Annotated in this window: 12 protein-coding genes and 2 riboswitches; of the genes, 3 read left to right on the forward strand and 9 right to left on the reverse strand. The window is 49.7% G+C overall.

Annotated features, from left to right (window positions below):
* Window positions 1-26: 26 nt before the first annotated feature.
* The 6 genes from PJI16_11415 to PJI16_11440 form a co-directional block, all read right to left on the reverse strand.
* Window positions 27-392 (reverse strand): cupin, encoded by a 366-nt coding sequence (locus PJI16_11415; protein ID MDT3778164.1) that lies wholly within the window; start codon window positions 390-392, stop codon window positions 27-29.
* A gap of 613 nt (window positions 393-1,005) precedes the next feature.
* Window positions 1,006-1,911, reverse strand: a complete 906-nt coding sequence (locus tag PJI16_11420) for a hypothetical protein (GenBank protein MDT3778165.1) — start codon at window positions 1,909-1,911, stop codon at window positions 1,006-1,008.
* Window positions 1,912-1,979: 68 nt separating this feature from the next.
* Window positions 1,980-2,061, reverse strand: a riboswitch (cyclic di-GMP riboswitch).
* A 783-nt stretch (window positions 2,062-2,844) separates the two neighbouring features.
* Window positions 2,845-4,815 carry an FG-GAP-like repeat-containing protein gene (locus tag PJI16_11425; GenBank protein MDT3778166.1) on the reverse strand — a complete coding sequence of 657 codons (1,971 nt, stop codon included), beginning with the start codon at window positions 4,813-4,815 and terminating at the stop codon, window positions 2,845-2,847.
* Window positions 4,816-4,882: 67 nt separating this feature from the next.
* Window positions 4,883-4,964, reverse strand: a riboswitch (cyclic di-GMP riboswitch).
* Between the two features lie 767 nt (window positions 4,965-5,731).
* Complete coding sequence (locus PJI16_11430) at window positions 5,732-6,973, reverse strand: FG-GAP-like repeat-containing protein (protein ID MDT3778167.1); 1,242 nt, start codon at window positions 6,971-6,973, stop codon at window positions 5,732-5,734.
* A 396-nt stretch (window positions 6,974-7,369) separates the two neighbouring features.
* Window positions 7,370-8,071 carry a DUF2490 domain-containing protein gene (locus PJI16_11435; GenBank protein ID MDT3778168.1) on the reverse strand — a complete coding sequence of 234 codons (702 nt, stop codon included), beginning with the start codon at window positions 8,069-8,071 and terminating at the stop codon, window positions 7,370-7,372.
* Between the two features lie 217 nt (window positions 8,072-8,288).
* On the reverse strand, window positions 8,289-8,684 hold the full coding sequence (locus PJI16_11440) for a DsbA family protein (GenBank protein ID MDT3778169.1): 396 nt from the start codon (window positions 8,682-8,684) through the stop codon (window positions 8,289-8,291).
* Between the two features lie 202 nt (window positions 8,685-8,886).
* On the opposite strand from PJI16_11440, the gene PJI16_11445 reads away from it, so the two are divergent.
* From PJI16_11445 to PJI16_11455, 3 genes are read left to right on the forward strand one after another with little or no spacing between them, the layout of a single operon-like run.
* Window positions 8,887-9,993, forward strand: a complete 1,107-nt coding sequence (locus tag PJI16_11445; GenBank protein ID MDT3778170.1) for a saccharopine dehydrogenase C-terminal domain-containing protein — start codon at window positions 8,887-8,889, stop codon at window positions 9,991-9,993.
* Window positions 9,994-10,027: 34 nt separating this feature from the next.
* Window positions 10,028-11,548, forward strand: coding sequence for an aldehyde dehydrogenase family protein (locus PJI16_11450; GenBank protein MDT3778171.1), 1,521 nt, complete (start codon window positions 10,028-10,030; stop codon window positions 11,546-11,548).
* 15 nt (window positions 11,549-11,563) lie between these two features.
* A complete protein-coding gene (locus PJI16_11455; GenBank protein ID MDT3778172.1) occupies window positions 11,564-12,160 on the forward strand; it encodes a hypothetical protein in 597 nt (198 codons plus the stop codon).
* A 35-nt stretch (window positions 12,161-12,195) separates the two neighbouring features.
* On the opposite strand, the gene PJI16_11460 is transcribed toward PJI16_11455, so the two are convergent.
* The 3 genes from PJI16_11460 to PJI16_11470 all read right to left on the reverse strand — a co-directional run bounded on the left by PJI16_11460 (window position 12,196) and on the right by PJI16_11470 (window position 15,020).
* Window positions 12,196-12,585 carry a hypothetical protein gene (locus PJI16_11460; protein ID MDT3778173.1) on the reverse strand — a complete coding sequence of 130 codons (390 nt, stop codon included), beginning with the start codon at window positions 12,583-12,585 and terminating at the stop codon, window positions 12,196-12,198.
* 12 nt (window positions 12,586-12,597) lie between these two features.
* Window positions 12,598-13,494 carry a hypothetical protein gene (locus PJI16_11465; protein ID MDT3778174.1) on the reverse strand — a complete coding sequence of 299 codons (897 nt, stop codon included), beginning with the start codon at window positions 13,492-13,494 and terminating at the stop codon, window positions 12,598-12,600.
* Between the two features lie 347 nt (window positions 13,495-13,841).
* Complete coding sequence (locus tag PJI16_11470; protein ID MDT3778175.1) at window positions 13,842-15,020, reverse strand: SGNH/GDSL hydrolase family protein; 1,179 nt, start codon at window positions 15,018-15,020, stop codon at window positions 13,842-13,844.
* Between the last annotated feature and the right edge of the window lie 496 nt (window positions 15,021-15,516).

Genomic DNA, 15,516 nt, shown 5'->3' on the forward strand with positions numbered 1-15,516 from the left:
GCTAAGTGCTTTCATGGAAACCCGTTTCAATCCGTATCGCGATGTACCGTCTCCGGGGAAAATGCCTGGAGACATACCGCGATATACTCCGCCCCCTCAGGACCGGGGGTGCTGTACCGCACCCATTCATTGCGATAGGCGATGACCGCCTGTCCGGTATTCACCTCAATTATCCCTTCTTTGGTTTCCACCCGTAGTTGCCCGGAAAGGACCAGGGTATATTCATCAAATTCAGGCGTCTGCCCAGGCTCTTCCCAGCCGGAAGGACTTTGCATGCGCGCGATGCTGATTTGGTCTGTTTCGCAATTCACCCGTCCGATGTATTCGTCGATGAGTTTGGGTTTGTTCCCTGCAGGTTTAATCCTCGTGGGTTGCTCGATCAGTTTAGCCATACCGTCTCGTTGACCTCCTCTTCGTGAATTTAAGCGTGCATTGACTGGGTGAATGCTTGCCTTCGTTAAATTTTTATACCAGGCCTGCTGGCCTACAGATCTCCATTGTATTCTCTCAGGAAAAACTTTTGAAGTCCTTATATGGCATAACGGCTTGTCCGATCAGTGTCAAATTTAGAATAGCCTCAGATACCTTCGAGCAGCAAGAACAAGGACGAGACCGAATTCAAAGTTGTTCAGTTCAAGCGATTGGTTCCTGCCTTTAGGCTTTAGAAATCGGTTGGGAATGGATATGGGCCTGAGCGAGCGGCATGAAAGAAAACACCAATGGGCTATTGCGGGACTTTTCTGAAGGGGAAGTCGGTTTTCGGAAAACATTCAAAAGGTAGTGGCTGGTTGGATTGGATTACTCATCTATCATTTGCCATCAGCGCTGGGGCGTCTGGTTTGTTAAATCGGCTGAGATCTCTTCTGGCATTCGGGAACGGACCCATTAATTTTGAATCCATCGGTTGGCTATTTGACACCGTCAAAGGGCTAGTTTAATGCCACCGCCAATAACTCTAAGTCTATAACCATGCATGGGCACCAAGGGCATGGAGAAGCTTGTGCGTTATCTCGTTCGCCTTTGTCTTCCCATATTTCTAGAGTCTTTGACTGATCTGGCCTGGATAACCTTTGTGAAATTAGCGTTAACGGTCCTATGGTCTGTGAAGGCTAAGGAACATGCTGCCGTTCCGGTACAACTGCCGGACCATCCCGAAAATGTCCAGCCCTTTCCTGGTTGAGGGGTCAATGTCACCACGGCTTGCTGTGGGTAGCTGGCTGAGCAACTTCGTCTTGGGCAATTAATTCCGTTAGGAGTAGAAACAACAGATCCACTGCCGCTAATGAACACCTCCAGTTGAGCCATTCCCTGGGCAGTAGTGACCTGTAGGGGAGCAGACGATGCGGACACATTCCCGTCGGCATCCCGGGCTTTAACAGTATAGTGATAGGTCATGCCCGGACTGGTCGTTTTATCCACAAAAGCATTGGTGCCGGGTTGCCCGACAACCACATTATTCCTGGCCACATCGTATCCGGTCACGCCGACATTATCGGTAGAGGCTGTCCATGAAAACGCTACCTGGGTATTTGATGCTGAATTCAACGTAAGATTTCCAGGCATTGTCGGCGAAATGGTATCGGGAATTTTTATACTCACCTCTTCCGAAGGAAGACTTTCGTTTTTTGTCTGATCAAATGCAGTGACCGCGAAGTAATAGGTGATTCCCTGCGGCAGGTTCTGGAACAAGTAGGAAGGATTGGGTCCGGTAATTTTTGTGGTGTGATAGGACCCTTGGGATGTGCCCATATACACATTATATCCCATCAAATCGGGTTCTGGATTTGCGTCCCAGACTAGTTGGATGGAAGATGCCCAGGAAGCGGGGCTAATGCATAATCCGATGAAAAAGGATGCAAGACCGGCAATGGTTTTTCTGGTGAAATTCAGGGGGATCATGTGGCGGAGCATGTTCGACTCCTTGTGGTATTCGGTCCGAAGTCCTCATCCTCTCCTCCACCCTGCGAATGACGCCTTCCTTCGGTAGTCGGACGATCAGGCGTTGGAACCTGACTCCTGGCTTTGCGACCCTACTTCACAGTAGGTGTGCCGTTTCGGGAAGAGGATTTCATGAAATGGTGGACTTTCTTTCTACTGTTTGTTTCTCTAGTTTGTAACCTAGACCTCCAAATGGTCTGCCGAGCTATATCGGACCTGTAAGGAAAAACTTTAGAGAGAGCAGAGTTTAAGGGAGTACAAAAAATTTATGAGAAAAAATCTCAAAACCAACGAAACGAAAATGGAATTGAGGCAAAGAAATGGGTCCCATTCTTCATTTGGAATGGTAGTGTAATGTGGGATCGGTCACGGAGAGGACCTTTCCTTCATACTTGTTGATTGCACGCAGGGATCTTTTTTGGAAAAACGAGGAAATATATTCGCATAAATAATTGCATCCGGGCTTGCCAGCGGGGGCAAGGGGATGTCTTGCAGGGCGATTTCTACCAAGGGCTAGAACAAATGACAAGCTTGAGAAAAGATTGAATTCCGGTTTTCCATGTCGTGCATGATGTAGTAGGACAGATTTCCCGATGTGCTCGAGATGGCCGCGTTTCACGGCTAAGATGGAATTGGAAGTCTAAAAATTATGTAGAAGCCGGGGCCGGGCATTAAAGAATGGGAGAGGGGTGATTGGGATGAGGGCCGGGTAAACGTGGTTGTAGTTTGTGAGAGTGCCCAACGTGCTGTTTTGTCGGATCGGCAGTACCCTATCATTATTATTGCCGCATCATATGAAGTAAAGGCCTAGCCTCGTCCTCCCTGATTGGAAATTTCCAAAATTTCATATCCCGAGTTGTGCACGAGGCCATGTAGCGTAGTCATTCTTGTACTGTAACCTTCGTACTATCGAATTTCCCATTCCGTGGAAGTGGTCCCGGGAAAACCCGTCGAAGCGATGGTCAAGCCGTTCATCAGCCATACCGCCACACCTCCATTGCTGCGGTTCCGCCAGATTAGATCGGCGTTACCATCACCATTCACATCGTTCGCTCCTGCTATCTGCCATGCCACCGATACTGCCCCCGGGAAGCCGGAAGAGGCAATCGCTGTTCCATTCATGAGCCATATCGCGGTATTGCCGTCTGTGTTGTTGCGCCAGACGAGATCGGCTTTGCCATCGCCATTGGCATCCCCGACGGCATGGATTCCCCAAGCCGTCGGGACGCTGCCTGGAAAGCCGGTGGAATTGATGGTTAAGCCGTTCATCAGCCAAATGGCCACCGTGCTGCTGGTGTCATGACGCCAAATGACATCGGCTTTACCATCACCATTCACATCGCCCACTCCGGCGATTTGCCACCCTAATGAGACACCAGCTGGAAAACCAGTGGAAACAATCGCCTTCCCATTCATAAGCCATATAGCGGTGTTGCCATCAGTGGTGTTGCGCCAGAGGAGGTCGGCCTTGCCGTCACCATTCATATCGTCAATGGCTTGAATGGCCCAACTCGTGGAGACCGAGCCGAGAAAGTCTGCCGAGGTGATGGTCAATCCGTCCATCAGCCATACGGCAACTGCCCCGCTGGTGTTATTGCGCCAGACAAGGTCTGCCTTGCCATCCCCATTAAGATCGCCCACTCCACTCATGGCCCATACCATGGGTAAATGGCCCAGGATTCCCAATGTTGCGACACTCGTCCCATTGAGCAGCCATCCGGCAACCTCGCCGGTCTTTATATTTCGCCAGATGAGGTCGGCTTTCCCGTCCCCATCCAGATCGTGATTTTTGGGGGTCCTTTGATTCGAGTTCTGTCGTTGGACGATGACGGAATACATGCTCAAATCACTACCGGCATTGCCACCAAGAGTGATGGTCCCGACGGGGAATGCCCGAGCAAAAAGGTGGAGGGTGGTGTCCGATGTACCAAGGTCATTGCCAGTATCAGTAAAGGTACTCAACCAAGAAGGTTTGGAGGTAACACGAACGTCATGGGCGACATAGACCGTCACTGGTTGATTCACATGGAAGCTGAGGAATCCGGTGTTCGTAGCTGCTTTGTCATTATTGGCAGTCTGGATAAAGGCGGCTCCCTCGACGATTGCGGGTACTGTAGTAAACGTAAAGGAGCGGTCAATATACACCAGGCCCCCAGCTTGGAGGCCTGCTGCGGGTACGACATATGATTGCTTACTGGCGACGGTCAGATTGGAAATAGTTAATCCAGGGGAGGTTGCATTGGATACCGTAATGGTCACCGGCGCAGAGGTTGTCGTATTGCCTGCGGCATCGCGGGCTGTGGCGCTGAGGGTGTAGGAGCCATCCGAAACGGCTGTCGTGTTCCAGGATGACGAAAATGGGTTGGTGGTATCTTCTGACCCCAAATTGTTTCCATTGAGTTTGAATTGGACACCCACCACACCAATGTTATCTGAGGCGGTGGCGGATACAGTAATGGTGCCGCTTAGGGGTTTGGAATTTTGCGGGCTCATGAGGACAATCGTGGGGGGCGTGGTATCGGTAGGTGGGACATTTCCACCATGAGTCGGAAGAGCTATGGCCACTTCCTTCGAGGGTTCGCTGATATTTCCTGATTGATCATAAGCCGTAACCGTAAAATAATAGGTGATCCCTTCCGGCAGGTTCTGAAATATGTGCGATGGGGTGAGGCCGGCATTTTTCGTGGTGTGATAGGACCCTTGGGATGTGCCCATATACACATAATAGCCCATCAGGTCCGGTTCGGAATTCGGGTCCCAAGTCAGTTGGATGGAAGAAGCGGAGAAAGCGGGGCTAGCGAACAATCCGAAGAAAAACAGCGTCAGTCCTGCCAAGTGTGTGCTTGCGAAACCCAGGTGGGGCAAATGTTTGACCATACTCTCCTCCTTGTCCCAATCGGATCGACGCCTTCATCCTCTTCTCCCCCTGCGAATGACGCCTTCCTTCGGTAGCCGGACGATCAGGCGCGGGCACCTGACTCCTGGCTTTGCGACCCTACTTCACAGTAGGTGTGCCGTTTCGGGAAGAGGATTTCATGAATTGGTCAACTTTTTCCTATCCTCTGTCTCCCTATTGTGTGGCCTACACCCCCAAACTGTCTGCCGAACATTTCGGAGAAGTAAGGAAAAACTTTAGAAAGACAACATTGGGTTATGAAGAATCTAGGCAGAGGAAAACCGGAGAATATAAAAAAACGAGCGGAATGATCATGGGAAAAAGGAAACGAAATTAAACTTAGTTAGCAAAGGAGGAGACGGAAGGGCAGGCTCATAGGTGAAATTCCTGGTGGCCATGCCTAATGTCTATCGTTGTAATTTTACGATTTCTATGAAAATTTTGATTCGATCACCACTGCAATGGTGAAAGTTTTGCATTGTCAGGATGAGGAATCATGGTGGCAGGTGCGACCAAAAAAAAATACAAAACGATCCGAACCGTCATGACCCCAGGTTGTTCACCACAGGGATGGGTTTGTTGGCAACTATTCTGGCTGCTCATCCGGACATGACCACACCGGCCTGATGATTCCGTCGAACATTCTCTTATGGTGTGATGAAATAACTGCGCGCCACCTTTTGGGAAAGGCCATGTTCGGCAGATGACGTGCTGGCAACAGGGAAAAGAGGTTGTTTGGGCGGAAGAGATGATTGAGTTGAGCGAATTCTTCCAGATTGGGGAGGGGGGTTGGTTATTCTAGGGAAGCGGGGGGGAGAAGATTTTTTATAAATTCCATTCGTCGGGTTGGCCCATGAGTCCATTCAGAGAAGCAGCCTGGTGTTTTTGAATTCCCGCTTATTGAATTTCCCAGTCTGTGGAAGCGGCACCGGGAAAGGTTGTAAAGGTTATGGCGACCCCGTTCATTAGCCATACCGCCACAGCTCCATTGCTGTTGTTGCGCCAGATGACGTCTGACTTGCCATCCCCATTCACATCTTCTGCTCCAGCAATCTGCCATGTTGCCAGCACAGTCGCCGGGAAGCCTGATGAGGCGATTGACGTTGCATTCATGAGCCATATGGCGGTGTTGCCGTCAAGGGTGTTGCGCCAAACGAGATCGACTTTGCCATCGCCGTTGAGATCCCCGACGGCTTGAATATCCCAAGCCGTTGGCGCGCTGCCGGGAAAACTCGTGGAGGTGACGGTCGAGCCATTCATCAGCCACAAGGCCACCGCACCGCTGGTGCCATGACGCCAAATGATATCTGCCTTGGTATCCGCATTTACATCGCCCACTGCGGCGATCTGCCACCCTAATGAGACACCCCCCGGGAAACCAGCAGAAACAATCGCGGTCTCATTCATGAACCATATGGCGGTGTTGCCATCAAGGGTGTTGCGCCAGACGAGATCGGCTTTGCCATCGCCGTTGAGATCCCCGACGGCTTGAATAGCCCAAGCCGCCGGTGCGCTGCCGGGAAAGCTGGTGGAAATGATGGTCAAGCCATTCATCAGCCAGATGGCCACCGCGCCGCTGATGGCATTGCGCCAAATGAGGTCGGCCTTCCCGTCTCCATTCACATCGCCCGATCCCTTCAGTGCCCATTCGTGTGGTAATTGGCCCAGAATGCCTGATGCCGTGCCGCTCGTGCCACTGAGCAGCCACACGACTACCTCTCCGGTTTTCGTGTTTCTAAAGACCAGATCGGCCTTGCCGTCCCCATTCAGGTCCTGATTTTTATGAGGATTCGGGTTCATGTTCTGTGTTGGAAGTGTCATTGCCACTTCCTCTGCGGGTGCACTGATGTTTCCTGATTGATCATACGCCGACACCGTAAAATAGTAAGTGAGTCCCTCTGGTAGGTTTTGGAAAACATATGATGGGTTGAGGCCGACATTTTTTGTGGTGTGGTAAGACCTTTGGGATGTGCCCATATGCACATAGTATCCCATGAGGTCCGGTTCCGGACTCGCGATCCAAGCTAGTTTAATGGAAGAAGCCGAGAAAACAGGGCTAGCGAACAATCCGAGGAGAAAAAAGACAGGGATGGCCGTAACTCTGGCTGCAACACTCAAGGAAGGTATTTGTCGGGTCATACACTATGCCTTGTGGTATTCGGACTAAAATCCAAATCCTCTTCATAGGGATTACCCCTCCTTGGGTGGCTGGATGAGATCAGGTGTGCCCACCTGACTTCTAAGTTTTCGAGTCTACTCCACAGTAAGTGGAGTCGTTTCGAGGAAAAATTATATAAAACAATTGCGTTTTCAAAGGTGGTGCATCTTAGAGGAAGATACATTAAGGAGGATATAGGGTAAAACATGTAGTTGCTCCGTACTGAACCGCAATTTTTCTGTGCTGATCTTCACAAAAGTTGGGAGAGAGAAAAGACTGAGAAACGGGTTTTCCAGAATAACCATCTGGCATTCGTCAGAGGATCTATTAGCCACTATCATGGCTAACCGACCTCAATTTGATAGCCGTGGGAAATTTTACAGATTGATGAAGAACTGCAGAAGAAGAATATGGTTAGCCTGGTTGACTGTACCTGAAAGGGGCGTGTTAATGATCTGTAGTTGATACCCGGCATCCACATTGAGATTGGGGGAGAACGTGTAGTTTAGACCCAGAAAAAACCGGTTTTGTTCGAATCCGGCTTCAGGCCCCTGGCGAATAGTATTGAGGTTTACAAAAATTTCATCATAGACGGCGATTGCGAGGGCAGGGGAGGCCGGCAGCGGGAACGTTCCCCGAAGCATGGTTCGGGCTCGAACGGCTGTTCCGATGGCATGTTGGATCCACCGTTCTTCGAGACGGGACCGGCTGAATAATGTGAATGTTGAAAATTTTTTGTTGTAAATGAGTTGCTGAAATATCCGATGTTCCTGGCTGTAGCTCGGTTGGTAATTAGCAACCCAGGCGTACCCTTGCCAGAGCGAGATGGTGGATGTGAGTTGATAGCCGACAGCCGGTCGAAGAAGGAGCTGGTTGATTTGTGAGGCATCGTCGGAAAGTCGTGGATTGGCCTCCAAGTATCCTTTCACCGGACCGGAGATAGGAAAGTTTAGATACACTGGAGTCCACAGTCGAAAATCTTGAATCGTTTCGGAGCCTGCAAAGCAGAAGACGGGTCCCCACAGTAAGAACGCAGCAACCAATCCTGCCACTATTCTTTTCGTCTTTTTCACATCCATCACTTTCTCTTCTTTTTGAAATGCTCAGTCTTTAATCTTTTTCAGAAATAATCGAAGTTGTAAAGAGAGGGTAGCCTCTCAAGTCTGTGCCTGCCCTTTAGTAAGGTCGGAATGGTTGTGATATGTCTCTCTTCTTGTGCGTCCCGGGGAGCCTGTCGGTGGCGTTCCTGATATTTCCTTGAATTTAGCGCGTGTTTCAAACCCAATGTTTTAAATTTCAGTTCCTCTGCTCTGTGGCTACCGAGAGTTCTTCGATGTTGCGTTCTCCCTGGAAGAATGCGGTAAACATTCGGCGGGTATACGCCGGCCTCCGTCCCTGACTAAGTGCGTATTGATACCCCTCAAATGCCAGGCCAGTATGGGGTTGAGGGAAAATGTTCGAAAGTTTGATGGGAATACCCAACCGTTCGGTCATGGGACAAACCCAATCCCACCACACCATTTTAACGTATTCCCCGTTCGGTCGTAATGTGGGTTGAGGATCCGGACACAGTCCATATGGCATCCATTTGATAGTCAACGTTTCGGTGGCGGCTATTTGGGAAATGAGATGTACCGCGTAAAAGCAATACGGACCAACATAGTCGGAATACAAAGTGACAGAGGATGTCATCAGGCTGTATTTGTTGGAGGCGTCACTTGAGTGACGCTATCTCGGGTTAATTCAACTGTCAATGCCATATACCTTTCATCTTCATGTTCCAGGCTCTACATGGAGCCGTGGGTAGAATTTTTTTTTATCCTCCCACCCACTACCATGAGGGCTAAAAAGGAGTAAAATAGAAAAGAAGGGAATTTTTGGAAAAGGGGTGCCTATGGGGAAAATCTGTATCCTTGGAGGTGGAAAAATAGGGTCGCTCATCGCTACGTTATTGGCTGAGTGTGGCGACTTTGAAATATGCCTTGGAGATGTGGATCAAGAGGTGGTTGTGCGCCTGAAAAAGGACATTGGACCTGAGCATTTTCACGTGTCTTCCGTCGATGTGCAGGACTCGCGAGCTCTGAGTAAATTTATTGAATCGGTTGAGCCGGACGGAATCATTTCCAGCCTTCCCTATTATTGTAACTTAGCAGTTGGAGAGGTGGCGCGCTCATGCGGCGCCCATTATTTTGATTTAACTGAAGATGTCGAAGTCACCAAGGGCATCAAGGATGTCAGTAAAGGGTCGCAGAAGGCATTTGTTCCGCAATGTGGCCTGGCGCCAGGATTTATCAGCATTGTTGCGCATGAACTGATGACCCGCTTTGATACAGTAGATATGGTGAAGATGCGGGTAGGGGCGTTGCCGGTGAATCCGAGCAACGTGTTGAAATATTCGTTGACGTGGTCGACGGATGGTTTGATTAATGAGTACGGCAATATGTGCTATGGAATTGAAAACGGTCAGGAAGTTGACTTGCTTCCGCTTGAAGGGTACGAAACTATTTCAATTGATGGACTCTTATACGAAGCGTTTAACACGTCTGGTGGGTTGGGAACTTTGGCGGATACCTATTCCGGCAAGGTGCGAACGATGAATTATAAAACACTTCGTTATCCAGGCCATTGTGAAAAAATTCAACTGTTGATGAATGATCTGAAACTGAATGATGACCGAGAGACCCTGAAGCGTATTTTGGAAAAGGCCGTGCCGAAAACTTTGCAGGATGTGGTCCTGATCTATACCTCTGTCACCGGTTTGCGAAAGGATGAACTTTTTGAAGAAAATTTTGTGCAGAAAATTTATCCGCGCATGATTGCCGGAAAGCTGTGGTCTGGCATTCAGGTGACGACGGCCGCCGGGATGTGCAGCGTGGTGGATCTTGTCTTTCAGCGTCCCGAACTGTTTCGGGGATTTGTGACACAAGAGACGTTTGGTCTCCCCTCAATCCTGGCCAACCGGTTCGGGAAGTTGTTTGATCCGGAAGATTCGTATTCGTGATTATCTTGGGATGTGAGAGGAAGTGAGGTGTGTAATGGATGTCTTACATGAATTAGGGCTGAGAGCGGTAAATGCCGGTGCCTGTTCCGGCCCTGGAGGATGGGTGGCTTCCACTAGCGAGGGCCTGTTGGATTCGGTGAATCCTGCGACGGGACAGGTCCTTGCACAGGTGAATCGTAGCTCAGCCAGCGATTATGACGCCCTCGTTCAAGCATCCCAGCGGGCATTTCTAGAGTGGCGACAGGTTCCTGCTCCCAAGCGTGGTGAAGTGGTTCGGTTGATCGGAGAGGGGCTTCGCGCGAAAAAACATGCATTGGGCTCCTTGGTATCAATGGAGGTGGGAAAGATCAAGGCTGAGGGGGACGGTGAAGTGCAGGAGATGATTGATATGGCGGACTTTGCCGTGGGGCAATCCCGTATGTTGTATGGCATGACGATGCCCTCTGAGCGCGACAAGCATCGTATGTTTGAACAGTGGCATCCGCTGGGAGTGGTCGGAGTGATTACCGCCTTTAATTTTCCCGTCGCGGTGTGGGCGTGGAATGCGTTCCTTGCTGCCATTGCCGGTGATTCGGTGATCTGGAAGCCTTCTCCGAAGGCGCCTCTCTGTGCCCTGGCCGTTCAACAAATCTGTAATCAGGTGATGAAAGAACAGAGCGTTCCTGGAATTTTTTCCGTGTTCATTACCGATCAGGTAGAACTGGCCAAGACCATGGTCGCCGATGAGCGGTTGCCGCTCATTTCGTTCACCGGTTCTGTCCCAGTGGGGCGGAAAGTTGCCAAAGTTGTTGGGCAGCGATTAGGGCGGAGCTTGTTGGAACTCAGCGGAAACAATGCGGTGATTGTGGACGAGACGGCAGATTTGGGACTGGCTATTCCGGCAATTGTGTTCGGGGCTGTGGGCACTGCCGGCCAGCGCTGCACGACGACCAGACGGGTGTTGGTGCAGGAGACTCGCTACGAAGAAGTCGTGCAACGTCTGCTCCATGCCTATCGGCAGGTGAAGATTGGAAATCCTTTAGATCAAGGGGTGTTGATGGGGCCGCTGATCGACGAACGGGCTTTGGAAGAGTATCGCATGACCCTTGAGGAAGTAGTTCAGGATGGCGGAGAGATCCTTTATGGCGGAAGAGTCCTTGAAGGCCCTGGGTTTTTTGTGGAGCCGACCATTGTGCGTGCGGAGAATCGATGGAAAGTCGTGCAGCGGGAAACCTTTGCGCCGATCGTCTATGTGATACCATTCTCCACGCTGGATGAAGCTATTCTGCTTCAGAATCAGGTACCGCAGGGATTATCCTCTGCTCTCTTTACCTTACACGTTCGGCATGCCGAACAATTTTTATCCGGACAAGGGAGCGACTGTGGAATTGCGAATGTGAATGTCGGTACGTCCGGCGCCGAGATTGGTGGTGCGTTTGGAGGGGAGAAGGACACGGGCGGGGGGCGAGAGGCCGGCTCCGATGCGTGGAAGGCGTATGTGCGTCGGCAAACCAATACGATTAATTGGGGAACTGAATTGCCACTGGCGCAAGGCATCGCATTTTCCAGGGACTAATCGGGAGGAACGGTTATGAAGCAGGGGGTCGAACTTGAACAGGTCATCACTCGCTATATACACGACTATGTTGCCAGAAATCATGCAGCTGCCATGGTGAATCAGGCTTTGGAGGAGATTGGCATTGGTTTGTTTCCGGTGGTCGATCATATTACGATACGTACAGGGTCAATTGATCCACGCGCTGAGGAATTTCTGTTGTTGGGATATGCCTATGCTGAAACGCTGGAGTATGACGATTGGTGGGCCAAAGTCTATCGGGCTCCTGGGTGTCCCGCGTTATTTGTGGATCAGGCGTATGATGGTGAACGAGGGAAAACAAGTATTATTCCTGCTTGGGTGAAGCAATTTGGGGATCGAACATTACACCATATTGCGGTGCGGGTGGCGGATATTGAAGCTAGCATTCAACGGCTGACTGCCAAAGGGGTTATGTTTGCCGGACAGATTGTGGGCGAACGGGGAGGAGATTTACGGCAGATTTTTACGGTTCCCGAGCAGGTCAATGGGGATGCGTTCTCCGTCCTCGAACTTGCCGAGCGGCATAGGGGTTTCCAGGGATTTTCCCCACCACACGCAAATAGTCTGATGCAATCGACGGTGACCCGGTAAGATATATTTGGAGAAAATCGGAATGATCGGGCTGGCTATGCGTCGGCCGCCTTGAGAACAAGTTTCGCATTTTTGGCTATAGCGCCTGGGTCTTTAGCCACGATCGCTGCAGCAAGCCCAACCGTGGCGGTGGCGACTTTGATGACTTCACCGACCTTTTCCAGTTTTTTGATTGCCCGCTTGGCTTTGCCCACCGAACTCTTAATGCTTTGGACATTGATCTCTGATTCTTCCAAAGCCAACCCCACGGCTTTCGTGGTCATGTCCGAGGAGGAGTTCAACAGCGACCATTCCTCGTCCTCTAAATCACGCCGTTGTGTCGGGGTCAGATCATTCCAATTGGCAAACCGGTAATTGCCTAGGTTGATCCCGAGATCACGGAATTGTTTGGATAACTCAAAGGCGTCTTCAGCACTCAGGGGCATTACGGTCCTCACTTACAGGTTTTTAATGGTTTTCAGCAATGTTCGAAGGTCTTTAACCGAGTTTCCAACCTGTTGTAACACCTCTTTCTTGGTCAAATTTTGACGTTCTTCGAAAAGCCGTTGGTGTCCGTCAGAAATTTTGTCCAGGACCTTCCCGTAAATTTTGACAGCTTCAGACCGTTCATCCACCTGGGACATTCTAAATTCTTTCCACTCAGCTAATGCGGCTTTTCCTGCGGGATCTTGGGATTCCATGGTCAGAGTCATGTAATAATTTTGGATGGCGGCTTCTTCAGTTTGGAGATCTCCACCAAATCCGTCTGACACAATGCGGTGTAAGGATTCGAGAATTTGTTGAATCGGTGGATTGGCTTGTTCGATAAGATTCTGAAGTTGATCTTGTCGCCATCGTTTCACCGCCACAGTGGTCACGATGCCGGCTATTTTTTTGTAGGCCTCTGCCTCTTGTGGATTGGTGGCAGGCTGAGACTGTAGGGCTGCGGAGAGTTGCGTCAGTTCTTCGGTATTATCGACAACTTCATCAGCCGCCAGATGTCCTAGGGATTTCATATATGTCTCAATAATAGATTGGCGGAGGAGTAAAGCTGTTTTTTGTGTGGCACGGTCCTGCGCCATTACATCCAAATTGGCATGACGACTTTGGGGTTGATAGCGTTTTTGCCGGTTGGGAAATTCCAGGTACTCATCAACCAGGGTGGTGTACTGGGCGGATTCTGCGGACAGATTACCGAAATCTTGAATAGCTTTAAGGTTCGTCGTACAACCTTGCGTGAATGCGAGCAGGACCATCGCAGTGAGGATAATTGTGGTGGAGCGGAAGAGGGAGAGAGAAATGTGACGGGTCATCATCCGGCCTGTGGTCAATCCGATCTGGAGAAAAAGCTCCATGATTTGTCGGCCATGTCAGGGTTGAGTTGCAACCATAGGGGATTATCAAAAAAGTGTCAAGAGAAATTCACGTTTCTTATCTCAGAGTGAACATCAGATTAAGAACATTACGGCGGGATGAAATCGGAAATGACGAGCAGACCAAATCTCGACTCTGATGCCATAGAGCGATGGAGCCGTACAAGTCATTTGAACAGTGGCATTGGACCTGTCGATATTATGCGGCGAGCAGGTGATCCGTGGTCGCTTGACCGAAGAGATTGTAGAGGAAAATGCCTCGTCCCCCACAGATTGGGCTTCATCTCTATACACATCTCTAGAGGTATTGTGGGATGTTGATGAGGTCTTTATAGAATGGAAGGATCCTCACATATCCGTTTGGATATCAATTTCGCTGCTAAATCGTGACCCTTTTCATTCCAATGCCCTGCGCCAAGTTTCGTATTCGGGAACCCGTGAAAATGCACGTGATGTTGCTCCGCATATTGTTGAAATTCATATAACAGATTGAGCACGGGAAATCCCTCGTCTTCGCCAAGTTTTCTGAGCCGTTTCTCCGGGTAATCCAGTTTTTGGGCATGAAGGCGCTCCTGCAACAATAACTTACTTTCCTGGTCGATTTGATCAGGGCTTGTGGTGGTGACCAGAAAAAATTTTGCGCCATGCTCCAGGACTTCCTTATGCATTAATTTTAGAATGGCTTCGGTAATGTCCCATGCTTCACGATGAATCGGTGTCTGGGGTTGAGCATAGACAAAGTCTGCTAGACCAGTGTTGCTAGAGACGTTTTTGTGACTTTCCCCAATTTGTCGTGCCGCCAATACCCGGTTGGCTTGGTTGAGCAGTTCCAACGTACGAAAATTATGTACTCCCCAAAGCAGGAGTCGATATTTGAGGAGCGGTGGAGACCACTCTTGAAAATTGTACACTAGCTTCAATTCTCCCTGATCAAGATGAAAGTACGGACGAGGGATGTACTCTGGTTCGCGCAGCTCAGCGCGGGGAAAATTGTCTATGAGATCATTCCCGCTGAAAAACATGGTGAGCACTAGGTCGGGGTCATAGTCCCAACCACGGGAGCGCAGCGTGATTAATTCTTCTGCATTTCCATACCCTGGGACGCCAAAATTAATAATTTCTACATTGTGCGGGAGTAATCGCTCACATGATCGGAGCTGTTGTTCGACTTTTCTCCCGAAGGTGTCTTCCAGCATGACTTGCCTTGCCTCCGTATAGGAGTCTCCCAAGAGCAAAATCCGGTAAGTGTTTTTTGGCTTTTGAAGTGGATGTTCGACATCCCGAAATCCGGCTGAGTTAATTTTGATGTAGGCGTTTCCCTCACCATGAAACCACCCTTCCATTCCCGGTTCAAGAACTCGTCCTCTTTCAGGGTCAAACCCGTGAAATACCGGATAGGATATGTCCAATAGTCGAAGCCCAGCTTCTGCAATCAGGAAACCTCCAAAGACACCAATCAGCATTACCAGGCCAATTTTCGCGAAGTAATTGAAATTTTTATTCCTCACTGTTAGCCATTCTCCTCTATCAGGTCAGCGGCCTTGCTCATTTTTTCCCAAACGCGGAACATGCGCCGTATTTAATGATAAGTCCTCCGGGTATTGACCACGGGCATATTTCAAAGTGATCCTGACTCCCCGAAAAAGGTTACAACGGTTTTCGTTTCTGACGAACGGGAGAAGACACATTTTTCATGAAATGTCGGAGGTTAGATTTTGACCAAAGCGACGCTTCTCTTATGTGCCATGGACGTCCTCGACTACGGCATGTTTGTGCTCTCTAGGTTCAGATCGGTTTTTTACACGTTCGGCTTAAATGAAATAATGTTGAGCGATCAATGGGAAGTGAATTTCTGAGCAATCTTGTCGCTGAGCGAAAGAAGAGGTTCCTGTGAAATGGGATTGCGTTCCAAGATATTTTCGTATGCGGGTGATCCCATTCCGCAGCAAATAGAGTATTTTAGGACTTGGGATGGGGACGTTGAAAAAGGAAGACGGGCCTACC

The sequence above is a fragment of the Nitrospira sp. MA-1 genome (genome assembly GCA_032139905.1).
Taxonomy (GTDB): Bacteria; Nitrospirota; Nitrospiria; order Nitrospirales; family UBA8639; genus Nitrospira_E.